This is a genomic window from Cytobacillus firmus NBRC 15306 (assembly GCF_001591465.1).
Lineage (GTDB): Bacteria > Bacillota > Bacilli > Bacillales > Cytobacillaceae > Cytobacillus > Cytobacillus firmus.
Window position 1 is genome coordinate 1 of the sequence record NZ_BCUY01000027.1, and the last position, 24,108, is coordinate 24,108.

Consider the following 24,108-nt stretch of genomic DNA (forward strand, 5'->3'; position numbering starts at 1 on the left):
CCCCACTTTTCCTCCTTTGATTCCTCTGAGTCTTGAAGTGGGGGTCTTACTGCCCGTTAGACTGCGTTAAAATATATGGAGATACACTCATGCAGGAAAAGTCATAGCATGAACTATGTATTTACACTTCTATTAATACATAAAGCGATTCATAAAGCGCAAGCGGTCAAATTGCTGGACAGAATCCTGGTCTACTCTTTTTCCGATTCGGGCCATCAGGCAGTTTGCAGGGTGAGAACTGATTTCCGGGTCATCTGTGGCGTACCATTCAAGACCGCCTGCATTCATCATCTTTTCCATGATTTTTCGATATTCCCATACATTCAGGCCAGTTCCTTTTAAATCCCAATGCCAATAATACTCTGTCGTTATAACAATATAATCCTCCATAGCATCATCCATCATAGATACTTTCAGCAGGTTCTTGCCTGTTCCAGAACCCCGGAAAGCAGGAATCACTTCTATGGCACCCAATTCAATTAAATTATCCATCTTACCTTCAGACCAGCGTTCAAGAGGATCAGGATACAGGTAAGTAACATAGCCGACAATGGTATGTCTGTCACGGGCTACTATAATTCTGCCCTCAGGCAATCCCGCAATCTCAACCAGGGCTTTATGCTGCTGAGCCGGCGGCCTGAAAGCGACAAGATCTTTATGAAACTCATAATCAGCCAATTTTTCGGGTGTAATTGGCCCCTCAATGATTAATTTTCCATTGGCTGTTTTTAATTCCTTTGCATTATACGTTTTGTTATGTTCCATGTATTCACCACCCAGGTAGCATGATCAATGTATCTTCTATTATACATAAAAACGCGGATGATAAAGCGCTTTCACATAATTTTCTGTGTAATTTAAAAAAGTTTGTGACAATTTTCGAATTTGTTCATAACTTTATTTTTCTCCTCCAAAATTTTAAAAATTGAGAAAATATAATGTTTATACTATAATAATATCAAATCTAAATAAGGGGGAGAACGATTTATGAAAGTGGAAGCGCTGCCAGTAACACAAGGGGACTTCAATTTAAAAAATTATGATGAATTTTATGAGAATTTTAACTGGGCTGATGCAGAAAAAGAATTTTCCTGGAAAGAAACCGGTCGCATGAATATGGCCTATGAGGCGATCGACCGTCATGCGGAATCTTTCAGAAAAAATAAGGTTGCCCTTTATTATCGCGATGGACAGAGAAATGAGAAATATACTTTCAAAGAAATGAAGGAACTATCCAATAAAGCGGGAAATGCATTAAAAGCATATGGCGATGTTGAAAAAGGCGACCGGGTGTTCATCTTTATGCCGCGTTCTCCTGAACTCTATTTTGCCGTGTTGGGGGCTGTTAAGCTGGGGGCTATTGTGGGTCCTCTATTTGAAGCTTTCATGGAAGGGGCTGTCCGTGACAGGCTTGCTGACAGTGAAGCAAAAGTCCTGATTACAACACCTGAACTTTTGGAACGAGTGCCTGTTGACAAGCTGCCTGCTTTAAAGCATGTTTTCCTTGTTGGGGAAAATATTGAGGAAAACGGGCCATATGTTGATTTTAATAAAAGAATGGCTGAATCGGGCAGAAAGCTGCCAATTGAATGGGTTGACGGAAACGATGGGCTTATTTTGCATTATACTTCCGGTTCAACAGGCAAGCCAAAAGGGGTGTTGCATGTACATAATGCAATGATTCAGCATTACCAGACAGCTAAATGGGTGCTGGACTTAAAAGAAGAAGATGTATATTGGTGCACTGCTGATCCAGGCTGGGTAACCGGTACTTCATATGGCATTTTCGGCCCTTGGCTGACAGGGACTTCAAACCTTGTGGTCGGGGGCAGGTTCAATCCGGAGACTTGGTATAAAATGATTGAGGAGTATGGCGTTACAGTTTGGTATAGTGCTCCGACTGCTTTCCGGATGCTGATGGGAGCGGGCGATGAGGTTGTGAAAAAATTTGATTTAAGCTCCCTTCGCCATGTCCTCAGTGTCGGTGAACCGCTAAATCCTGAAGTAGTCAGATGGGGTACAAAAGTCTTCAACATGCGCATCCATGATACATGGTGGATGACTGAAACAGGTGCACAGCTCATCTGTAATTATCCTTGCCTGGAAATAAAGCCGGGATCCATGGGTAAGCCGATTCCGGGTGTTAAGGCAGCCATTGTCGATGATCAGGGAAATGAACTGCCGCCTAACCGTATGGGCAACCTTGCGATTAAAAAAGGCTGGCCTTCCATGATGCATGCCATCTGGAATAACGAGCAAAAATATGAATCTTATTTTATGCCGGGTGATTGGTATGTTTCCGGAGATTCGGCTTATATGGATGAAGATGGATATTTCTGGTTCCAGGGCCGTGTAGATGACGTTATCATGACATCTGGCGAACGTGTAGGACCGTTTGAAGTAGAGAGCAAGCTGATCGAACATCCGGCTGTTGCAGAAGCTGGGGTTATCGGCAAGCCGGATCCTGTCCGCGGCGAAATTATTAAAGCGTTTGTTGCTTTACGGGACGGGCATGAACCTTCTGAAGAACTGGTGGAAGAAATCCGCCAATTTGTTAAGAAAGGCCTTGCTGCCCACGCTGCTCCGCGTGAAATCGAATTCCGCGACAAGCTTCCAAAAACCCGCAGCGGCAAAATCATGCGCCGTGTGCTTAAGGCATGGGAGCTGGATCTGCCAACCGGTGATTTGTCTACAATGGAGGATTAAGAAAGTTCAAGGCCACTGTTCAAAAACAGCGGCCTTCATGTGTTTATATGAAAGGTGCTAAACCAAGAAAAAAGCAGAAATCCAGCTAATGGATTCCTGCTTTTCGTTTTAATCATTTTAAGCAGCTGTGTCTCCGCCTTCACCGGATTCTGATGGTTTTTCTTCCGTGGGCTTTTCTTCGGCTGGCGGGTCTTTTGGTTTTTCTTCCTTAGGCTTTTCTTCTTTTGGTTTTTCTTCCTTAGGCTTTTCTTCTTTTGGTTTCTCTTCTTTAGGTTTTTCTTCTTCCGGCTTTTTGCCGATTTCCACTACATTGGAAGGAGCAGATTCTCTGCCGGCAATGTCAACGGCTGTTACATAGATCGGGCCGCTTCCAGCCTTAAAGCTCAGGGAGGAGCCAGCTTTTATGGTAGCGACTTTTTTGCCTCCGTTATAGACGCGGTAACCTATTACATCATTTTCAGGGTGTGCCCCCCATGTAATGCTTTCACCCGAAGCTTTTATTCCTGGAGCTGCCGGGGCTTTACCGTTGTCTTTGAGCTGGTCAGCGCTAGTGAGTATGCTCTTCCAGCGTTCTTTATTCGGAATAAGAGTACTTAGGTTTGCTTTAATGCCGAACAGTTTTTGAATATAATCCGGATTCACTACCATTCCAGGTTCAGTAAACTCTTCTGGTGTTGAATCAAGGGCCATATATTTTTTATCGCCAATTCGTACAAGTTTTCCATTGCCGAGGCTGTCATCCACTTTTGCAGGAACAAATTTGGCATTGAATAAATCAGTCTCGACTAGGCCAGCTCTGGAACATGCCTCTGAAGGAAGCAGGCCGGAAATGGCACAGAATGAACGTCTTACGATTCCGCCCGGCATTTTAAAGCTTTCGCTTGGGTCCACAAGGTCAGGGGCAACATCATATGCTGCATTCATCAGGTCAGCCCACAGATAATTATTTCGCAGGCTGTAGCTTAATGGGCCAGGGGCCTTCAATGATTTAGGCGTATCATAACCAGACCAGATGCCGAACGTGACATTCGGGTTGGATGCCACAAACCAGGCATCTATGAATTCAGTACCAGTACCTGTTTTCCCCGCCCAGTCAGAACCAAACTTCAATCTGCTCTTAATTGATGTGGCAGTTCCGCTGTTAATAACGTCTCTCATCATATCGATTGTGAGGTACGCTGTCTGCGGGCTAAATACATCAACAGGCTCGGATTTATGCTGGAATATGACGTTCCCTTCTTTATCTGTGATTTTTTCAATCAAATAGGCGTCAATAAATTTCCCGCCATTAGCAAATGTAGTAAAGGCGTTTGTATTTTCTTCTACTGTTACGCCGTATTCAAGTGAACCGATGGATGTAGCCAAGTTTGTATAGTCAGGGCCGATAAGAGAAGTAAAGCCCATTTTTTCCAGGTAAGAAGCAGGCCGCTGTCCGACTATTTCCTTATAGAGCTTTACAGCAGGGACATTGTATGAATGCTTAAGTGCATGTCTGGCCGAAACGAGCCCGCTATAGGTATTTGTATAATTCTTTGGCCAAGGTCTGTTTAGTCCCGGAGCAAGGTGCAGCGGCACATCAGGCAGAATAGTGCCCGGCGCGGCTTTTCCAAGTTCTATTGCCGGGGCATAGACTAAAAGCGGCTTCATGGTTGAACCATTTTGCCTTAGAGCGCTTGTAGCATGGTTCAGCTGCTCGCGTTTGTGATCGCGTCCGCCAACAAAGCTGATAATTTTACCGGTTTTATTTTCAATTAAGATCGCACCTACTTCTACAGGCTCCATGATTTGCTTGTTTTCGCCAGTTTCCGGATCCTTTATTGTCTCAGGTTTGTCAGGGCCGTAATAAGGGTAGTTATCTTTGACCTGCTGCATCTTATCATAAATATCTTTGTTAATGGTTGTATGAATTTGGAAGCCATTCTGGCGGATTGTCCGGTCTGCAAGGGTCCTGTATTCCTCGCGGAGCTCGTCGTCTTCTTTTAAGTCCTGTTCTTCATATCCGTCATTTTTTGCGAGAATCTTAGTCATGATGTTTACTGCACGTTCTTCAATTTCATACGTCAAATATGGATATTTTTCCAAAGGGCTTTCTGAAGCTGCTGTGAAATCCTTTGTCAGGTCATATGCCAAAGCTTCTTCGTATTGCTTCTGGTCAATCTTTCCGTCATCATACATTCTTTTCAGAACGGTTTTCATCCTGGAAAAACCAGGTTCCAGATTCTCTTTGACCGTTCCCTCTCTTGTAAAAGGAGTGTAGCCGAATGGACTCTGAGGAAGCCCTGCAATGAATGCGGCCTGAGGCAATGTTAATTCTTTTGCACTCACTCCAAAAATGCCTTTGGCAGCTGCTTCAACTCCGGCAATATTACGTCCGGATGCATTTCTTCCAAAGGTAGAAACATTTAGATATGCTTCCAATATTTCTTTTTTATCAAAGAATTTCTCAAGCCGCAAAGCAAGCAGAATCTCTTTTGCTTTCCGCTCGAAAGAAACTTCATTCGTTAAGATTTGGTTCTTTATAAGCTGCTGTGTCAGTGTACTTCCGCCGGATTGAACGGATGAATTTGTTACTTCCTGAAACAGTGCACGCATAATCGCTTTTGGCACCACACCGTCATGTTCGTAGAAATATTCATCTTCAGTAGCCACTACTGCGTTAATTAAGTGTTCCGAAACATCATCAAGCTTAACTTCCTCACGTTCCAGGTCTGTTCTGAGCTTTCCGAGATATACATTATTTGCAAAGTATAGTTCTGATGTTTCTTCATAGTCATAAATATCCTTTTTCATGCTGGCATAGGATCGGATGGGTTCATCCTTTACAAGCGATGCGAAATAACCGGCTCCCAGTCCTCCCGCAAATGCACCGCCAATGACAGCCAGTATGATAAAAAGCAAAGTAATATTCCAGATGACCTGGTATGTAATACTTGCTCCTTTAGCTGCTTTCTTATTACCGAAAAGGCCCGGAGTCTGCCTCAATTTATCCATTATCATCTGAAACTTTTCTTTCATCATATCAATCCCCCTAAAATCACATTTATTATAGCACAATGTGACAGCCGAATATGACATGGTTCGCCATTTATCTGAAATTTCCTTTTTTTGCACAGGCATTTGACATTTGGCTCATTTTTATGATAAAAATATTCTATCTTAGACGTTAAATATTTTATAGGCATTGATGGGAATCCAGTAATGCTTCTATCCCTGTTTCAGAAAGCCGGCGTGTGCTGCGAGCCGGTACAAATAGAAGGATGAATTACCTCCCTGAGCTTTCCACTGTCAACCTGCACAGCAGTTATAGCAGTGGACGGATTATCCGTTATTCTGAAAGAGTGGAGGAAATTTGTCCTCAATCTGGGTGGTACCGCGCAAAATGATCATGCGTCCCTGCATAATTGCAGGGGCGCTTTTTGTATGGTTAAAACCTTTAATGCCTTGAAAATAGCCGTTAATTAGGAGGAATTATGATGAGCTTACTTGAAGATCTGCAATGGAGAGGAATTGTTTATCAGCAGACAGATGAAGAGGGGATCCAGAATACTCTCGAGAAAGAGAAAATTTCTTTATACTGCGGTGTTGATCCCACTGCTGACAGCATGCATATTGGACACCTGCTGCCATTTTTAACGTTAAGACGCTTTCAAAAAGAAGGCCACCGTCCAATTGTACTTGTTGGCGGAGCTACTGGACTTATTGGTGATCCAAGCGGCAAAAGCGAAGAGCGGAAGCTGCAGACTCTTGAAACAGTACAGTATAATGTGGACTGCATAAAGGGCCAGCTGAAAAGAATTTTTGATTTTGAAAGTGAAAATGGTGCAATCATGGTTAACAACTACGATTGGGCAGGCTCCATGGATATCGTTACGTTCCTGCGTGATTACGGGAAACATGTCGGAGTCAATTACATGCTCGCTAAAGACACCATTTCTTCCAGACTGGAAACAGGTATTTCCTTTACTGAATTCACTTACACCATTCTGCAGGCAATGGATTTCCTGCATTTATATGAGAACCATAACTGTAAAATGCAAATTGGCGGAAGCGACCAGTGGGGGAATATTACAACCGGACTTGAACTTATCCGCAAAATGGCGCCTGAAGGTTCCAAGGCTTACGGCCTGACAATCCCTCTTGTAACGAAAGCGGATGGAACAAAGTTCGGCAAAACGGAAAGCGGAGCAATCTGGCTTGATCCGGAGAAAACATCTCCTTATGAGTTTTACCAATTCTGGATTAACACAGCAGATGCGGATGTAATTAAATACCTAAAATTCTTTACCTTCTTATCCCGTGAAGAAATTGAAGATCTTGAAAAAGCTGTTCAGGACGAACCGCATCTCCGCAAAGCCCAAAAAGCACTTGCTAAAGAAATGACACTTCTGATTCATGGGGATGCAGCATTAGAACAGGCTATCAAAATTACAGCAGCCCTCTTCAGCGGAGATATAAAAAACCTTTCGGCCTCAGAGATTAAACAAGGCTTTAAGGATGTTCCATCTTATGAGCATTCAGAAGGAGAGGAATTGGGCATAGTTGACTTGCTTGTTGCTGCCAAAATCTCTCCATCCAAACGCCAGGCGCGTGAAGATGTGACGAATGGCGCTGTTTCAGTAAATGGAGAACGCATAACAGAGCTTGATTATACTCTTACTGATAAAGACAAGATTGAAGGTCAATTTACTGTCATTCGCCGTGGAAAGAAGAAATATTTTTTAATTAAATACTAAAACGAAAGCCCTCCTGTGACGGAGGGCTTTATTTAGACATAATTGAATAAAAAATGGGGGTACAGATAGCTGATCCTGTTGATTAACGGTGAAAATGTAGGCAGATCAGGAGAAATGGGAGTTATTCCAGAAGATGCAACAAAAAAAACTGCCGAAATGCTTCGGCAGTTTTAATATTATTAACGAGAGTAGAATTCAACGATTAGAGATTCGTTGATTTCAGCTGGAAGTTCAGAACGCTCAGGCATGCGAGTGAAAGTTCCTTCTAGCTTGTCTGCATCGAAAGATACGAAGTCAGGTACGAAGTTGTTAACTTCGATTGCTTCTTTAACGATGTCAAGGCTGCGAGATTTTTCGCGAAGTGTAATTGTTTGACCAGGTGCTACGCGGTATGATGGAATATCAACACGAGATCCATCAACCATGATGTGACCGTGGTTAACAAGCTGGCGAGCTTGACGGCGAGTGCGGGCAAGACCTAAACGGTAAACAACGTTGTCAAGGCGTGATTCAAGAAGAATCATGAAGTTTTCACCGTGCTTACCAGGCATTTTGCCGGCTTTATCGAATAAATTGCGGAATTGACGCTCATTTACTCCGTACATGTGACGAAGCTTTTGCTTCTCCTGTAATTGTAAACCGTATTCAGAGATTTTTTTGCGCTGGTTTGGACCATGTTGTCCAGGAGCGTAAGGACGCTTTTCTAATTCTTTTCCAGTACCGCTTAGAGAGATTCCAAGACGACGGGATAATTTCCAGCTTGGACCAGTATAACGAGCCATTTAAGACTCCTCCTTTTGTGTTTTTATTTGGGTAAAATAAAAACAGAAACAGATGCGCACAACAATCATGTTCATTTTGTTTTCATGTACCTTCGCCCTAGCAGCAGAGGGTTACACAGTACCCCATCCCCAGAAACATGTAAGTCGCCAAAGGCGGCTGAAGCCAGATAATGCTAACTTCAATGCTCTGGTTGAGGAACAAAATGAGTACATCAAGGTGCTCACATAGGCTGCAATATTTTACACAAGGAGTATTATATAATTTTCAGAGGGTAAAAGTCAAGGTGATCTTTATTTTTTACTTATTTGGATTTAAAGCATGTAGTAATTATAAGGCAAAGTTTTTTTCTAAACCATATTTCACAGTAAATTAGAAAACTAGCAGGAGTCTCTTTGAAACTGTGATATAATAAAGAAAAATTTGGCAGAGGACTATCCTGCTGAAAACCGGAATTGAAACGAAATAGCCACATCTATACCGGGATTATTAATTTTGGTCCGTTATAATATACCTTATTGGTTTAAAGATTCATGATCTGAGACATTTGATGGGTGATAAGAAGATGGATACACTTGAACGCCAAATCATACTTAATTTAAAAAGCCGATTTTTTGATATTATCGATACGGAGAACGGTTTCTTTCATTATGAAAAACTACTGAATGAAATGCTTTCTGCCATTCAAGCCCTTACTGAAGCGGATGAAATAACTCTGTACGTCTTTAATGAATGGAAGCAGGAGTTTTTTGCAGAAGCTTCCACAAATCCGGATGCTTTACATTCACTTGCTTTTTCAGGTGATTTAAAAAGATGGGCTAAAACAAACAGAGAGTTCCTGAGGTTAGGCACTGAGATTAAGGAAGAACAAATTATGATTCCTCTTGTAAAGGGAAGCCAGCTGCTGGGCTGCATGCTTCTAATAGGGGCATCAGGCAGTTTTTACACCTATCCAGAAAAAGTATTTCAGGAACTTAGCGAAGAATGCGGGCAATTCCTCGATAAAGCTCAGGGTATGGCCAAAATTGCTTCTGAAGAAAAACGCTATAAACAGCTGTACCGCGTTACTGAGAAATTCCATTCCTCAATGGATATGGATATGGTGCTGGGGGAAATTATCTTTACTCTCCAGGAAATGTACCCCACGTTTACCTATTATCTTCTGCTGTCCCAGGATAACAATAATCATGGAGATCTGCCAATTAGAGACCTTGAATATGACAGCGAAAATATCGCGGCCATGCAGGCTTATGTCACGGGGGCTGTTCAATTTGAAGATTCCCTGCAGGAAGTTCGCTCTATCCTGTATGCTCCATTAAAAGGGAAACAGGGGGTATATGGCGTGCTTCAAGTTATTGCGCCTAATACCATGATATTCCCTAAAAATGAAATTGAATTTATAACTCTTCTGGCCAATACTGCAGGCAGTGCACTGGAGAATGCGCAGCTTTATCAGCAGTCCAAGCGGCTGATAGCGGATCTTCAATTAATTAATGAAACATCCCACCGCCTGAACTCAAATTTGCGTCTTACAGAAACGATGAACTTTATGTCAGATCAGATTATGCAGTCCTTTGAGGCTGAAGAGGCCGGTTTCATCCTGATATCTTCTGATGATTCTGATGTGAATATAATTCAGGGCAGCACTGAATTTTTTCATACCAAAGAGGCAGAAAGCTATATTCAGTATATGAAGAAAAAGATCATCAGGGAGAAAGAGTCTCTTTTTATTGGAGATTTTTCTTTACAGTTCGAGGGTGCTGCGAGCTGCTATAAATCCATTATGGCGGTTCCGATGACCCAATCTGGAGTATTAAAGGGATTTGCGCTTGTCATGCACAGTTCTCCTTATCATTTTTCATTTGAAACATTCAAACTGCTGCAATCATTGATTCATCATTCCACGCTGGCCTTTACCAATTCAATGCTGAGAGAAGAGCTTGAAAAGATGGTTGTAACCGATCACTTAACAAAGCTGTATTCCCGAAGCTATCTGGATGATCGCATACATCAGTCCATGAATGAAGATCACGAAGGAACCTTTTTGCTGGTTGATATAGATGATTTTAAAATGGTGAACGATACATACGGACATCAGGTAGGCGATGAAATCATTATTCAAGTAGCCAATTTAATAAACAGCAATATTCGCGGCACTGATATAGGAGCAAGATGGGGCGGTGAGGAGCTGGCTCTTTACCTGCCCAATGTTTCATTGCCAGCAGGTGCGCTTATTGCTGAACGGCTTGTCAGAAAGGTATGTCGGATCACAGAACCCCAAGTAACCATTTCATGCGGCGTGTCATATTGGAGCAGGGGGAAAAAAGATTCGTATGCTGCACTGTTTAAACGGGCTGACAGGGCATTATATACTGCTAAGAATACAGGTAAAAATAAAGTGATACTTGAGTCGGCATCAGATTCATTCATATAGGGACTGCCTTAAGGAGAGGCAGTCTTTATTAATGGATAAACATGATTAAATTCTGAAGTTAGATTGCTCCAGGCGTTATCAGCTCAAGATCATAAGCCGATAGGCGAGCGCCTTCGCCTTCCGTTTTTCCAAAACAAAATACTTTCAAAAAATATACTGTTATCATATGCTGAAAGAGGGGCTTATTATGACAAAAAATGTAAGCGTTTTCAGTAAAGGGGAGAGTTATAATGGATAGAAATCAACGGTTTAATTTCGAGACGCAGGTCATCCATGAAGGATACGATGCAGAAAGCTTTAAGGGAAGCTTGGCGCCGCCTATTTTTCAGACGTCTACTTTTACTTTTGAGACAGCACAGCAGGGGGAAAAGCGTTTTGCTGGTGAAGAAGAAGGCTATATCTATTCCCGTCTGGGCAATCCAACGGTAAAGATGCTGGAAGAAAGAATGGCCGCACTTGAAAAGGGAGAAGCTGTCCTTGCTTTTGGTTCGGGTATGGCCGCGGTTTCAGCTGTTCTGTTTGCTTTAACCAAAACGGGTGATCATATTTTATGTTCCCAGGGAGTGTATGGCTGTACATTTGGACTCCTGGAGATGATGGAGGAAAAATATAAAATCAGCCATGATTATTCAGCGATGGAATCAAAGCAGCAGCTGCTTGATGAAATAAAGCCGGAGACTGTCTGTATATATGTTGAAACTCCAATAAATCCAACAATGAAATTGGTGGATTTGAAGATGGTTGCAGAAGTAGGGAGAGAGAAAGGAATTCCAGTTGTGGTTGATAATACTTTCTGTTCTCCATATTTACAGAATCCGATTGAGCTGGGCTGCGATATTGTCATTCACAGTGCGACAAAATACATCGGGGGCCATGGTGACGTAATTGCCGGCCTTGTTGTAGGCTGCAAAGAATTTTTGAATGAAGTAAGGATGACTACTCAAAAAGACATTGGGGGTATTATTTCACCTTTTGATGCCTGGCTGCTGCTCCGCGGCTTGAAAACACTTGCAGTCAGACTTGACAGGCACTGTGACAATGCTGAACAGCTTGCATCATACTTATTAGCGCATCCAAAAGTGGAAAAAGTTTATTTTCCGGGAGACAGCAGTAATGCAGATTATGATATTGCGCAAAAACAAATGAGAAAGCCAGGCGGGATGATTTCCTTTACTCTAAAGGGAAATAAAGAGACTGCTCAGGAATTTATGAACAGGCTGAATCTTATAAAAATTGCCGTGAGTCTTGGGGATGCCGAGACACTAATTCAGCACCCTGCAACTATGACACATGCAGTGGTTCCAAAGGAATACCGTGAAAAAATGGGCATTGAAGATACATTGCTGAGGCTTTCAGTCGGCCTTGAATCATGGGAAGATATCAGGGAGGATCTTTCCCAGGCTCTTGAAGGAGTCTGAAATGTAAAAGAGATGGCCGTTCTCAAATGGCCATCTCTTTCTTTTGAAATCTTTTACAGGAAGGATACAAGTACCATTGAGAAGTCTTCCAGGTATTTTTGGTCAAGTTCATCAAACCGGTTTTTTTCTGGAGAATCAATATCCAGCACACCAAGAAGAGTGCCTTCTTTGACAAGCGGAATGACGATTTCAGACTGTGAAGCTGCGTCACAGGCGATATGTCCAGGAAATTGATGGACATCTTCAACACGGACTGTTTCCATTTGCTTCGCAGCTGTTCCGCACACGCCCTTGCCAAGGGGGATTCTTACACATGCAGGCAGACCCTGAAATGGCCCGAGAACAAGTTCGCCTTCTTCCACCAGGTAAAATCCTACCCAGTTTGTACGTTCCAGGAATTGATTAAGAAGAGCAGATGCATTGCTTAAATTGGCAATGATGTTCGTTTCTCCTTCAAGAAGAGCAGAAAGCTGTTTAATCAATAATTGATAATTTTCTTCACGGGTTCCCTTGTATGATTCGACACTAAACATCACAAATCACCTTGCTTTCTCAAAGATATACGAATTTCCTGGCAGATGAACAGGAAATTAGAAGGACATTGTCGAGAACTTTAAAAAGGATAAGACGATTTTAGCAAGAATGTTTAATTATCACAACAAATCCGTTTTTAACATGCGATGAATTTAGTTCACTCATATGTGTTTGAACCGAGAGTTTACAAAAGAAAGCGAGGCGGGAACTTTGAAAAAAATTCAAAAGAGGCAATTGTGTCTGCCGCTATCTCCTTATTTAATACGAAGGGTTTCTCTGGGACTACCATCCGTGATATTGCAGGCAAAGCTCAGACGAATCCAGCGAATATCGCATACTATTTCGATAACAAACACGGGCTGCTTGAATATTGCTTTACTGCGTTTTTTGAAGGGTATATTCAGGAGATAGAGAAGGGGTTTTCATTTCTTGAGCAGGGGGCGGCCCTGAGCCTGAAAAAAATGGCGCAAAATATCATGGTTTATCAATTTGAACATAGCCATTTAACAAGATTGATACTTCGGGAAATTTCAATAGATTCACAGGTAGTAAGGGAAATCATGTCCACTTATTTAGCAAAGGAAAAGTTTTTTCTTGGCAAGGTGCTCGAAAGGGGCATGAAAACAAAAGAGTTCCGTATCCATTCAGCTAATTATATGATTATCCAGCTGAAAGGACTCCTGTCCATGCCATTTCTGAACACACATTATATGTCTGAAGTTCTGCATGTATTTCCTCATGAAAAATATTTCGCGGACAAATACACAAAAGAGATCTTCAATTGGGTTGATGGAGTCCTGTGCAACCATGCCGGAAAATCTTATGCTGCTGTACTCTAAAGGTGTTTCATTCTATCAAGGCCCTGACCCATTTCCTTTGCCTGATGAGAATCGGACCCATAAACCAATGTAATGCCTTTTTGGGCCGCTGCTTCTGCAGCCCAATCCGGAGGATAGGACTCTTTGCATAACGGCTTGGCAAAACCGGCTCCGTTATAGTCGAGTTCATAGCCTTGATTATGCACCTCATCAAGTATTTGGGTTATTTCCTCTCTATATTCCCGATCAGCGGGATATTTTTTTTGAAATTTTTTCACCAGGGTGATATGCCCAACCCTTTTTGGTTTAAACGGTCCTAAATCTGCTTTTATAGATAAAAGCAGGGTGCGGAAATAATTCATATAAACTGCTTCAATAGAACCATACTCTTCGATCATTTTTGCAAAAACATCCGGGCTGTAGTCCAGGCATTCGTAACGGCTGCCATGCTTTAGAAAATGCACAGATAAAATAGAATCATCCATGTATTTTCCATTTTTATCGAGGAATTCTTTAATCTCCCGTTCAAAGCCTTCAATGTAATCCACTTCAAGCCCCGCATTAATCCGGATTTTTCCTTGATAATCTGCTTTTATTCTTGAAATATCAGTAAAATATTTTTCAAGCTTCTCCTTGCGCATCGCACTGTCCCGGGCAGGTGCCGGGTCCTCAAAGCCATCAGGGAGCGGAGCATGTTCAGTAAAAGAAATCTCCTTAAACCCCAGACTTATTGCTTTTTCAACATAATCTTCCAATGAATCTTTTGTCCCGTGCGGGCAATAGGGTGTGTGGATGTGGCCGTCTTTTAGCATATGAAGAGCTTCCTTTCTGTAATGGTTTAATTGATGCAGTACTCAAGTCTCTTTTTTACATATCTCCTAAATAAAGAAGGAAATCTTTTATAAAAAGCGAATTGTTTGTATTTGAACAGTTCATATAGTTCAATTAAAAAATACAAATGATATAGTTATTTTCCGAAAATAGCATTTTAGGTGAAATATTAAAGAAGAAATTCATAAAAAAATGAAATAAATAATCAAAAAATGTCGTTTACATGGTATCATAAAAGCATTGAAAATAACATGTGAAATAAAGAAACACCTCACGCTATTAAATAAAAACTTTACATATATATACTGGCTCGGGAACAGAACAGGGGGCTTTAAAAATGGAATACATAATTGGAGCTATAGTCATTCTTTTATGCCTATATCTCACCGGATATTTTTTGAAAAAAAACATTACAAAGAAATTGACAGGCTGGAAACATGGAAGATGGACATAACGGACCGCCCTGTTCTAGATGAAATGTCTAGAGTTAAAAAGCTGAATATGACGGGGCAGACAGAGGAATTATTTGAACGCTGGAGAAATGAATGGGATGAAATAGTTACATCACAGCTTCCGGATGTGGAAGAATTGTTATTTGATGCTGAAGAGAGCATAGATAAATACCGCTTTAAAAATTCCCAGGAAATTCAGCAGAGAATAGAAAAAAGATTAACTGAGATAGAAGAAAACATCAAAAACCTGCTTACTGAATTGAATGAGCTGGTAGGCAGTGAAGAGAAAAATAGAGCGGAGATTGAAGAATTGAAAGAAATGTACCGCCAATGCAAAAAGTTTCTCCTTGCACATCGCCACACATTCGGCAAATCTGAAAAAATTCTTGAAGAACAGCTGGATGAAGCATTGGCCAAATTTGAAGAGTTCGATGACAAAACCGAAAAGGGCAATTACCTTGAAGCACGTGAAATTCTTCTTGTAATCAAAGCGCTGATTGAGGATTCTCAAGCCAAAATGGAAGCTATACCAAGTTTGATGGTTGACTGTCAATCCAAGATCCCTTCCGAGCTGGAAGAGCTGAGAGATGGGTATAAGGAAATGCTGGAGCAGGGCTATCTGCTTGATCACCTGCAAATAGATAAAGAAATTGAGAGGCTTGAAGAACTAGTAAATGGATTTGCCGGCTCCATAGATCAAGCACAAATCGAGGAAGTTCAAACAGGAGTCGAAGAGATTAAAGATAATATTGAACATCTGTATGATCTGCTCGAAAAGGAAGTACATGCCAGACATTACTTAAGCCAGCAGGATGAGGCAACAAGAACCATGCTTTATAATAACCGTGATATGAACAACCAGCTAAAGACAGAGATGGCTGCTGTCCGGAATAGCTATCATGTTCCAGAAAAGGATCTTGAAATTCAAATCCACCTGGAGAAAAAAATAAATCAGCTGTTCAAAAAATTCGAATTGCTGGATCATAAGATTAACAGCCAGAGTACTCCCCATACAGTTTTGAGAGAAGAGCTTGCGGAAGTCAAAGAACATATTGAGGAGATTTCAGATGAGCAGACAGCCTTTGCCGAAAAGCTCCAGGCCTTACGAAAAGACGAAATGTCTGCAAGGGAAAAAGTAAAAGAATTAAGCAAGAAAGTGGCAGAAACAATAAGGCTTATCTCCAAAAACAATGTGCCTGGAGTTTCCCAGGAATATAAATATTTGATTCAGGATGCAAAAGAAAGCATAGATAATGTGCTGGCCAAGCTCGATGAAAAACCATTGAATATTCCTGCGGTTCAGCAATATCTTGAAGTTGCGGTGCTGACTGTTGATAAGGCTGCTGATTCTGTGAGTGATATGATTGAGACGATCCTTCTAGCTGAGAAAGTCATCCAATATGGCAACCGGTACAGAAGCAGTTATCCATCTATTGATAATGGATTAAGGGAAGCAGAGGCTTCATTCAGAAGCTATGAATATAAAAAAGCACTGGAGCAGGCTGCTGCTTCAATTGAAGAAGTCGAGCCGGGCGCGATCAAGAGAATAGAAGAAATGATAACTGAGCACTAAAAAACCAGATCCGATTGGATCTGGTTTTTTGTTTAGTCATTTACAGCAATTGGCTTTTTAGCTTCTCCGAAAGCTATTGCCAGGAAGAAACCTATTACAGCTCCTGCCATGGCAGGCACAATCCAGCCGATTCCTTCAGCAAAGAATGGCAGGAATTGCAGTGAGTCTGTGATGAGGGATACATCCATTCCAGCTGTTTTTAAGCCATCCACAAAACTAATTAATCCTGTCGGAATTAATGCTCCTATATATACCACAGAGTAGCCATTAAAGGCATTGTGCATAAAGGATAGCAGTATCAGCACAATGGCCAGCGGATAAATTATGATTAAAATTGGCAATGAAAGTTGAATCAGCTGAGTTAAACCAATGTTTGCAACCACCATACTGAACAGTGAAAGGATGATTACAATGGTTTTATAGGACATTTTTGGGAGCAGTTTATGAAAGTATTGCGCACAAGCGGAAACGAGTCCGATTGAGGTTGTCAGGCATGCTACCGTTATGGCCAGCCCAAGGATCACTGCTCCCGCAGATCCAAATAGATAATGAGAAGCGGCAGATAGGATAGCGCCGCCATTATCCAATTCACCTATAGCTTCCGTACTTGTTGCACCGATATATGCAAGAGATAAATATACTGCCGCAAGACCGGCAGCAGCTATCAGTCCGGCAGTAATGCAAATCTTCATTAGTGAATGTTTATTTGTCACACCCATACCCTGTATTGAACTGATAACGATAATACCGAATACCAGAGCTGCAATTGTATCCATCGTCAGGTAGCCTTCAATGAAGCCTTTAAAGAACGGCCCCTCAGCATATGCTCCCACTGGCGCCTGCAGTTCGCCCATAGGAGTAATGATGCTTTTTATAACCAGAACAGCAAGGATAATGAGCAAGGCAGGTGTAAAAATATTGCCGATTCTATCCACTAATTTCGATGGATTGAGAGAAAGCCAGGCTGTGATGCCAAAAAAGGCAATGGTATAAACCAATAACGAAAAAGGACTGTTGGAAGCGGTTTCAGATAAGAACGGAGTAATCCCAATTTCATAAGCAACTGTCCCTGTACGCGGGATTCCGAAAAATGGCCCAATGGCTAAGTACATAATAATAGTAAAAATAATTCCATATAAAGGATGTACGCGGCTTGCAATTGTCTGTAAATCACCATTTTTGGCAATGGCGATAATTCCTAATAGCGGCAATCCCACCCCTGTAATTAAAAATCCAATAATAGCAGTCCATACACTTGTGCCGGCAGCTTGTCCCAGGAAGGGAGGAAAAATCATATTTCCTGCCCCAAAGAATAGAGCAAATAACATGAGTCCGACGGCGAGAATTTGTTTTGGTGCCAATGTTTTATTCTCCATATATATCCTCCTGAAATAGTTCCATATCATAATGTTTAGAACATTTTCATATTAGCACAGGAACTGAAAAAAATGTCGAAAAAATACGAAGTCTTAATATTTAGTATTTTATAATAATAAATTCGAAAAGTACTATGCTCAAATTACAATAATATCAGCTTTCCACGTGTAAATTAATCCATTCATTTAAATAAATTGTTCAAACTTGCTTAATTTAAATAGTAAAGAATTGACTATTTGATTTAAAAGCTTCAATTACAATTTCCAATCTTCACTTGTTATGATATGATTTAAAGTTGGCTAAAGGGTTATCGGAACGGAAAGGAGAAGACCGTGATTTATTTAGATAACAGTGCAACAACTAAACCATATAAAGAAGTGCTTGATTCTTTTATTAAGGTTTCTTCAGAATACTTTGGGAATCCCTCTTCCCTGCACGAATTTGGAGGTAAGGCAGAGAGGCTGCTGATGCAGGCGCGTGAGCAAATTGCCCAATTGCTGAATGTTAAGAACAGCGAAGTGTATTTCACATCCGGAGGGACAGAGAGCAATAACCTTGCTATAAAAGGAACTGCATTAATGCATAGAAAAAGAGGCAGCCATATTATCACCACCGGACTGGAACATGCTTCTGTAAGGGAAACTGCGGATCAGCTGAAGGAATTGGGCTATCGAATTACCGTAATTGAACCGGACAGTAAAGGTATTGTCCATGCCGAAGACATTGAAAAGGAAATTACACAGGAAACTGTTTTAGTCTCTGTTATGCACGTAAATAATGAAATTGGTTCCATTCAGCCAATAAATGAAATAGGTGAGATGCTGAAGAAGCATGCGCGGGTTATATTCCATGTAGACCATGTCCAGGGGATCGGCAAGGTGCCCCTTGACCTTTATCAAGCCCGCGTTGATTTGTGTACGATTTCAGCTCATAAATTCCACGGTTTGAAGGGGAATGGGGCTTTGTTCATTCGTGATGGACTTCGTCTTTCGCCGTTGCTCTCCGGGGGCAATCAGGAATGGAAAATGAGAAGCGGCACAGAAAATGTAGCTGGCATTGTGGCGATGGCAAAGGCACTAAGGCTTACAATGAATAATATGGAAAGGCATTTAAGCCGGCTTACATCCATCAAAACCTATATTATGGAGGAGATAGGAAGAATTGAGGGCATTACAGTGCACACACCTAAAAAAAATTCTGCTCCTCACATCGTCAATTTCTCCATAAAAGGATTCAAAGCAGAGGTATTTGTCCACGCTTTAGAAGAGCGCGGAATTTTTATATCAACTACAAGTGCCTGCTCTTCGAAGAAATCTGCTGCCAGCAGTACCCTGATGGCTATGGGGATTCCTGAAAAGGATGCGAAAAGTGCAGTCCGGGTCAGTTTGTCTTATGATAATACGAAGGAAGAGGCAGAGATTTTTATACAGGCGGTAAAAGAGACTGTTATTAGGCTAAGAGAGGTTATGAAATCATGATAAATTATGATCGTATACTTATAAGATATGGAGAAATCTCCACAAAAGGCAGAAACCGCAATAAGTTTGTCGATAAACTAAGAAAAAGCATATACGATGTGCTGAATGAATTTCCCGGCATCAAGATAGAATCTACAAGAGACCGAATGTACGTTGTTTTGAATGGCGCTGATGGCAGAGAGATTGCTGATCGCCTTAAAGGCATCTTTGGCATTCAGTCATTCAGCCCTGCTGTTAAAATCAATAAAGATATCGAAGAAATGAAAGCCGCAGCATTGGCGTTATTTTTAAAACATTATAATGAAGGAAAGACTTTCAAGATTACGGCTAAGAGAGCCGATAAAAGCTTCCCTTTAAATACTGACGAACTTAATCATGAATTTGGCGGGCACCTCCTGAAGAATGTGCCGGGTCTAAAAGTGAACGTAAAAAAACCGGATATCAATCTGCAGATTGAAGTTCGCGTAGAAGCGGCTTATTTATCATGCGAAACCATTGAGGGGGCTGGCGGACTTCCTGCAGGTTCAAGCGGAAAAGCCATGCTTATGCTCTCCGGGGGAATTGACAGCCCGGTAGCAGGTTACTTATCCATGAAGAGAGGTTTGGAAATTGAAGCTGTCCATTTTCACAGCCCGCCTTTCACGAGTGAGCGCGCGAAGCAAAAAGTAATTGATTTGACAGAAAAACTTGCGAATATTGCTGGAACCATTGTTCTCCATATTGTCCCATTTACAGAAATCCAGCAGCTGATCCATCAGCAGGTTCCGTCGAATTATACGATGACAACTACAAGAAGGCTGATGCTCCGGATCACTGATGAAATCCGCGATAAAAACGATGGCCTGGCCATCATCACCGGGGAAAGCCTTGGACAGGTAGCAAGCCAGACACTTGAGAGCATGTTTGCCATTAACGATGTCACGACAACACCTATCCTGCGGCCGCTGATCACAATGGATAAATCAGAAATCATCGACATTGCCCAAACCATTGATACGCACGATATATCGATCAGGCCATTTGAGGACTGCTGTACCGTTTTTGTTCCTTCATCACCAAAAACAAAACCAAAACGCGACAAAGTCCGCCGCTTTGAAAGCTTTGTTGATTTCGAACCTCTAATCGCAAAAGCAGTTCAGGATACCGAAAAGATGATTATTAAACCTCAATCGCTCAATGAAGACTCTTTTGGGGAGTTATTTTGAGATAAATGCAGGTAAAAAATAATACAACAATTACCAATTAAATAGTGTATATGGCCATGTGATTCTACACATTCTATACTCACAAGGAGGTGAAAATCACATGGCAAACAACAACAGCTCAAACCAACTTCTAGTTCCTGGAGTACAACAGGCTCTTGACCAAATGAAGTACGAAATCGCTACAGAATTCGGTGTAAACCTTGGTGCTGAAACTACTTCTCGCGCTAACGGTTCTGTAGGTGGAGAAATCACTAAGCGTTTAGTTCAAATGGCTGAACAGCAATTAGGCGGTTTCCAAAGATAATTAAATAATATGGCTACAAGGAGCAGGAATCATTCCTGCTCCTTATTTTGATGCCAAAAAAACTTTTCAAAAAATAAATAATTTTAAATTTTACAATAATTTAGTATAATAATTTCTATAGAATATACAGCCATGTTTATACACCGGAAAAAGACATTGTCAGGGGGAGATTTTGATGAAACGGGAAGACTTAATCGCACCGGAGAAGTACAATCTCGTATCAGAAATGGAGCGGTTTGCCGGAGATAAGGACAAACTTGCAATTAAGTGGGAAGATGAGCATGGAGAAAAGAAAGAGATTACATACAGTGAACTGATTCACAATGCAAACAGAATTGGAAGCGTTTTCTTAGGAAACGGTTTGAATAAAGGGGATGTTATTCTTATCATTGTTCCAAGACTGATTGAGGCGTATCAGGTTTACATTGCATCACTAAAAGCGGGATTTGTTGTTATACCAAGTTCAGAAATGCTTCGTTCGAAAGATCTGCAATACCGCATTAATCATGGCGATGTTAAAGCGATCGTAAGTTATTATCCATATGTTGACCAATTTAAGGATATTAAGGAAGCAGAAGCCCTGCCGAAATTTGTGATTGGCGGAAATGCTGATGGCTGGATCGGTCTGGACGAGGAGATGAAACAGGCTTCACCGGAACTTTCATTGGCTGATACCTCCCGGGATGACATGGCATTTCTTTCATATACATCAGGAACAACCGGAAACCCTAAAGGTGTAGTACATACACATGGCTGGGCATTTGCTCACCTAAAAACAGCAGCACCGAACTGGTTATGCATTAATGAAGGTGATACAGTATGGGCAACTGCAGGCCCCGGCTGGCAAAAGTGGATCTGGAGCCCGTTCCTTTCCGTTCTCGGTTCTGGTGCCACTGGAGTTGTCTACAATGGAAAGTTTGAGCCGAAAAAATACTTGCAGCTATTAGAGGATTATCAGGTAAATGTCCTTTGCTGCACACCAACTGAATACAGGCTGATGGCAAAGGCTGACAATATTCATGACTACAAGCTTCCGGCCCTTCATAGCGCTGTTTCGGCGGGTGAACCGCTCAACCGGGAAGTGATTGATACATTTAAGAAGCATTTTAACGTCAATGTCCGTGATGGGTATGGACAGACTGAAAATACCCTCCTTGTCGGCATTACAAAGGATATGGAGCTAAAAGCAGGCTCAATGGGCAAACCGACTCCAGGCAACAGAGTCGACATTATAAATGAAGACGGTGAAGTATGTGCTGTGGGTGAGACAGGAGATATCGCTGTCCATATAGAAACTCCTGCACTCTTTAAAAATTATTATAAAGACCCGGAAAGAACTGCTATGCAATTCCGCGGTGATTACTATATTACCGGAGATAAAGCAAAGAAAGATGAAGATGGCTATTTCTGGTTTGAAGGCCGCGGTGATGATATTATTATCAGCTCAGGCTATACGATCGGACCATTCGAGGTGGAAGACGCACTTGTAAAGCATCCGTATGTAGCTGAATGTGCAGTTATAGGAAGTCCTGATGAAGTGCGCGGATTGATCGTTAAAGCATTTGTTGTATTAAGGGAGGGTGTCGACCAAAACGATCCTGACCTTGTTTCCAAGCTCCAGGAGCATGTAAAAGAGCTGACAGCTCCTTATAAATATCCTCGGAAAATTGAGTTTCTATCAGAGCTGCCAAAAACAACTTCGGGAAAAATCATGCGTGTGGAATTGCGGAAAAAAGAAGCGGAAACTTCTTCAGCGCAAAACTGAATGCTATGAAAAATGCAGGCGGGAATTCCGCCTGTGTTTTTGTTATACTATGGTAAACGTGAAATTTTAGTATATTAAAGGAGAAAAGATTTTATGGGAACGCTATGGCACGGGGGGCCGATATATACCCTTCAGCAGGAAGGCCATCAGATAGAGGCCGTTTATACAGAAGGCAGCCAAATTATTGAGATTGGCGCCTTGGGAGATTTAAGGGATAAGTATAAAGAAGAGATTCAAAAGGAGATCGATCTGCAGGGAAGCACCATGCTGCCGGGATTTGTGGATAGCCATATGCATCTCATCGGGCATGGCGAAAGGCTGATAAGGCTCGACTTATCTGAGCACACATCAAAGCAGGAAGTGCTTCTGGCTGTTAAGCAATTCTCAGAGACAATAGAAGAGGGAGAGTGGGTCATTGGGGAAGGCTGGAATGAAAATTTATGGGATCAGCCGGAGCCTATATATGCTTTAGAGCTGGACAAATATGTTCCCAATCATCCTGTTATGCTGAAACGTGTGTGCAGACATGCCCTTGCAGTCAATTCTCTTGGATTATTCAAGGCAAATATTACTGAAGATACAGAATGTCCTCCTGGAGGAGTAATTGAAAAAGATGAATTTGGAAAACTAAATGGACTTTTGAAGGATCAGGCCCAAGAGCTTTTATACAAGGTGATGCCTGCTGTCTCCGAAGGGTATTTAAGGAAGGCGCTTAACGCTGCTATTAATGATGCCTATAAGCTCGGATTGACAGGAGGGCATACTGAGGATCTCAATTATTATGGAGGGTTCACCCAGACCTTTCAGGCCTTCAAGCAGGTAATTGAGGAGGAAGGTCTTTCTTTCAGGGCACACCTGCTGGTTCATCATGAAGTTGCTGATGAAATGAAGGAATCAGGCGGAGGATTTTTAGCGGGAAGTAAACATATAGAGTTTGGTGCTATGAAGATATTTGCCGATGGAGCTTTGGGGGGAAGAACGGCTTTATTAAGCCATCCCTATGCAGATGACCCATCCACATCGGGAGTTGCTATTTTCTCACAGGAGCAGCTTGATGCTCTAGTGGAGAAAGCCCGCAATCATGAAATGCCGGTTGCTATCCATACGATTGGAGATTTGGCATTTGAAATGGCATTAAATGCAATAGAAAAGTATCCATTGGAAAGGCTGGGGAGAGACAGGCTGATTCATGCCCAAATATTGCGCAAGGAGCTTATTGAAAGGGCTAAAAAACTGCCTTTAATCCTTGATATCCAGCCGAGATTTACAGCCTCAGACTTTCCCTGGGTGATCGACCGTATTGGTGAAGAAAATATGGAGTATTGCTACGCATGGAAGACACTGCTGAAAGAAGGAGTACATTGTGCAGGAGGCTCTGACGCACCGATTGAGCCTGCCAATCCATTTCTTGGAATTCATGCAGCTGTTACGAGAACAAACATAGATGACCCGCATAACACAGTCTATTATCCAAGTGAAGCATTATCTGTTTATGAAGCAGTATGCTTATTCACAAAAGGCAGTGCATATGCTACCTCTCATGAAAATGATAGAGGTGTCATACAAGAAGGATATCTGGCCGATTTCACTATTCTAAATGAAGATATTTTTAAAATGCCAATAGGACAAATTGCAGCCGTTACCGTAAACAAAACCGTTATTGACGGAAAAATAGTATTCGAAAGATAAATGAAAATGTC

At 41.7% G+C, this 24,108-nt stretch carries 17 protein-coding genes and 1 other annotated feature; of the genes, 11 read left to right on the forward strand and 6 right to left on the reverse strand.

The window, feature by feature from the left end; genetic code table 11:
* Positions 1-132: 132 nt before the first annotated feature.
* Positions 133-765 (reverse strand): GNAT family N-acetyltransferase, encoded by a 633-nt coding sequence (locus BFI01S_RS09865; protein ID WP_048010845.1) that lies wholly within the window; start codon positions 763-765, stop codon positions 133-135.
* A 222-nt stretch (positions 766-987) separates the two neighbouring features.
* Between BFI01S_RS09865 and acsA the strand changes: the two genes are divergently transcribed.
* Positions 988-2,706, forward strand: coding sequence for an acetate--CoA ligase (gene acsA / locus BFI01S_RS09870; protein ID WP_061792470.1), 1,719 nt, complete (start codon positions 988-990; stop codon positions 2,704-2,706).
* A 117-nt stretch (positions 2,707-2,823) separates the two neighbouring features.
* Here the strand turns inward: acsA and BFI01S_RS09875 are convergent, their stop codons facing one another.
* Entirely contained in the window at positions 2,824-5,724 is a 2,901-nt protein-coding gene (locus BFI01S_RS09875; RefSeq protein WP_061792471.1) for a transglycosylase domain-containing protein, read from the reverse strand.
* 154 nt (positions 5,725-5,878) lie between these two features.
* Positions 5,879-6,104: a binding site (T-box leader), on the forward strand.
* Positions 6,105-6,179: 75 nt separating this feature from the next.
* Here BFI01S_RS09875 and tyrS point away from each other — a divergent pair.
* Positions 6,180-7,439, forward strand: coding sequence for a tyrosine--tRNA ligase (gene tyrS / locus BFI01S_RS09880; protein ID WP_061792472.1), 1,260 nt, complete (start codon positions 6,180-6,182; stop codon positions 7,437-7,439).
* Positions 7,440-7,618: 179 nt separating this feature from the next.
* On the opposite strand, the gene rpsD is transcribed toward tyrS, so the two are convergent.
* On the reverse strand, positions 7,619-8,221 hold the full coding sequence (gene rpsD / locus BFI01S_RS09885) for a 30S ribosomal protein S4 (protein ID WP_035330337.1): 603 nt from the start codon (positions 8,219-8,221) through the stop codon (positions 7,619-7,621).
* 563 nt (positions 8,222-8,784) lie between these two features.
* Between rpsD and BFI01S_RS09890 the strand changes: the two genes are divergently transcribed.
* Positions 8,785-10,653, forward strand: a complete 1,869-nt coding sequence (locus BFI01S_RS09890; RefSeq protein ID WP_061792473.1) for a diguanylate cyclase domain-containing protein — start codon at positions 8,785-8,787, stop codon at positions 10,651-10,653.
* A 230-nt stretch (positions 10,654-10,883) separates the two neighbouring features.
* Positions 10,884-12,071 carry a methionine gamma-lyase gene (megL, locus tag BFI01S_RS09895; RefSeq protein WP_061792474.1) on the forward strand — a complete coding sequence of 396 codons (1,188 nt, stop codon included), beginning with the start codon at positions 10,884-10,886 and terminating at the stop codon, positions 12,069-12,071.
* A gap of 53 nt (positions 12,072-12,124) precedes the next feature.
* On the opposite strand, the gene msrC is transcribed toward megL, so the two are convergent.
* Positions 12,125-12,604 (reverse strand): free L-methionine (R)-S-oxide reductase MsrC, encoded by a 480-nt coding sequence (msrC, locus tag BFI01S_RS09900; protein ID WP_061792475.1) that lies wholly within the window; start codon positions 12,602-12,604, stop codon positions 12,125-12,127.
* 237 nt (positions 12,605-12,841) lie between these two features.
* On the opposite strand from msrC, the gene refZ reads away from it, so the two are divergent.
* Entirely contained in the window at positions 12,842-13,444 is a 603-nt protein-coding gene (gene refZ, locus BFI01S_RS09905; protein WP_235831146.1) for a forespore capture DNA-binding protein RefZ, read from the forward strand.
* Here the strand turns inward: refZ and hisJ are convergent.
* Positions 13,441-14,235, reverse strand: coding sequence for a histidinol-phosphatase HisJ (hisJ, locus tag BFI01S_RS09910; protein ID WP_061792477.1), 795 nt, complete (start codon positions 14,233-14,235; stop codon positions 13,441-13,443). The genes refZ and hisJ overlap by 4 nt on opposite strands.
* 463 nt (positions 14,236-14,698) lie before the next feature.
* Between hisJ and ezrA the strand changes: the two genes are divergently transcribed.
* Positions 14,699-16,279, forward strand: coding sequence for a septation ring formation regulator EzrA (ezrA, locus tag BFI01S_RS09915; RefSeq protein WP_369691496.1), 1,581 nt, complete (start codon positions 14,699-14,701; stop codon positions 16,277-16,279).
* A gap of 32 nt (positions 16,280-16,311) precedes the next feature.
* On the opposite strand, the gene brnQ is transcribed toward ezrA, so the two are convergent.
* Positions 16,312-17,655, reverse strand: coding sequence for a branched-chain amino acid transport system II carrier protein (brnQ, locus tag BFI01S_RS09920; RefSeq protein WP_061792478.1), 1,344 nt, complete (start codon positions 17,653-17,655; stop codon positions 16,312-16,314).
* A 333-nt stretch (positions 17,656-17,988) separates the two neighbouring features.
* On the opposite strand from brnQ, the gene BFI01S_RS09925 reads away from it, so the two are divergent.
* The 5 genes from BFI01S_RS09925 to BFI01S_RS09945 all read left to right on the forward strand — a co-directional run bounded on the left by BFI01S_RS09925 (position 17,989) and on the right by BFI01S_RS09945 (position 24,097).
* Entirely contained in the window at positions 17,989-19,134 is a 1,146-nt protein-coding gene (locus BFI01S_RS09925) for a cysteine desulfurase family protein (RefSeq protein ID WP_061792479.1), read from the forward strand.
* Complete coding sequence (thiI, locus tag BFI01S_RS09930; RefSeq protein WP_172581974.1) at positions 19,134-20,339, forward strand: tRNA uracil 4-sulfurtransferase ThiI; 1,206 nt, start codon at positions 19,134-19,136, stop codon at positions 20,337-20,339. The genes BFI01S_RS09925 and thiI overlap by 1 nt, the downstream gene beginning before the upstream one ends.
* A 100-nt stretch (positions 20,340-20,439) precedes the next feature.
* The gene (locus tag BFI01S_RS09935) at positions 20,440-20,643 is read left to right on the forward strand and encodes an alpha/beta-type small acid-soluble spore protein (protein ID WP_035330326.1); all 204 of its coding nucleotides are present in this window, start codon (positions 20,440-20,442) and stop codon (positions 20,641-20,643) included.
* A 175-nt stretch (positions 20,644-20,818) separates the two neighbouring features.
* On the forward strand, positions 20,819-22,408 hold the full coding sequence (gene mbcS, locus BFI01S_RS09940; RefSeq protein ID WP_061792481.1) for an acyl-CoA synthetase MbcS: 1,590 nt from the start codon (positions 20,819-20,821) through the stop codon (positions 22,406-22,408).
* A 93-nt stretch (positions 22,409-22,501) separates the two neighbouring features.
* A complete protein-coding gene (locus BFI01S_RS09945; protein ID WP_061792482.1) occupies positions 22,502-24,097 on the forward strand; it encodes an amidohydrolase in 1,596 nt (531 codons plus the stop codon).
* The last annotated feature ends 11 nt before the right edge of the window (positions 24,098-24,108 follow it).

Bases quoted from the DNA above. Each gene is read 5' to 3' on its own strand.
- BFI01S_RS09945 (WP_061792482.1), top strand. From the start codon at position 22,502: ATGGGAACGCTATGGCACGGGGGGCCGATATATACCCTTCAGCAGGAA.
- megL (WP_061792474.1), top strand. From the start codon at position 10,884: ATGGATAGAAATCAACGGTTTAATTTCGAGACGCAGGTCATCCATGAA.
- mbcS (WP_061792481.1), top strand. From the start codon at position 20,819: ATGAAACGGGAAGACTTAATCGCACCGGAGAAGTACAATCTCGTATCA.
- BFI01S_RS09865 (WP_048010845.1), bottom strand. From the start codon at position 765: ATGGAACATAACAAAACGTATAATGCAAAGGAATTAAAAACAGCCAAT.
- BFI01S_RS09875 (WP_061792471.1), bottom strand. From the start codon at position 5,724: ATGATGAAAGAAAAGTTTCAGATGATAATGGATAAATTGAGGCAGACT.
- ezrA (WP_369691496.1), top strand. From the start codon at position 14,699: ATGGACATAACGGACCGCCCTGTTCTAGATGAAATGTCTAGAGTTAAA.
- tyrS (WP_061792472.1), top strand. From the start codon at position 6,180: ATGAGCTTACTTGAAGATCTGCAATGGAGAGGAATTGTTTATCAGCAG.
- BFI01S_RS09890 (WP_061792473.1), top strand. From the start codon at position 8,785: ATGGATACACTTGAACGCCAAATCATACTTAATTTAAAAAGCCGATTT.
- acsA (WP_061792470.1), top strand. From the start codon at position 988: ATGAAAGTGGAAGCGCTGCCAGTAACACAAGGGGACTTCAATTTAAAA.
- brnQ (WP_061792478.1), bottom strand. From the start codon at position 17,655: ATGGAGAATAAAACATTGGCACCAAAACAAATTCTCGCCGTCGGACTC.
- msrC (WP_061792475.1), bottom strand. From the start codon at position 12,604: ATGTTTAGTGTCGAATCATACAAGGGAACCCGTGAAGAAAATTATCAA.
- BFI01S_RS09935 (WP_035330326.1), top strand. From the start codon at position 20,440: ATGGCAAACAACAACAGCTCAAACCAACTTCTAGTTCCTGGAGTACAA.
- rpsD (WP_035330337.1), bottom strand. From the start codon at position 8,221: ATGGCTCGTTATACTGGTCCAAGCTGGAAATTATCCCGTCGTCTTGGA.
- hisJ (WP_061792477.1), bottom strand. From the start codon at position 14,235: ATGCTAAAAGACGGCCACATCCACACACCCTATTGCCCGCACGGGACA.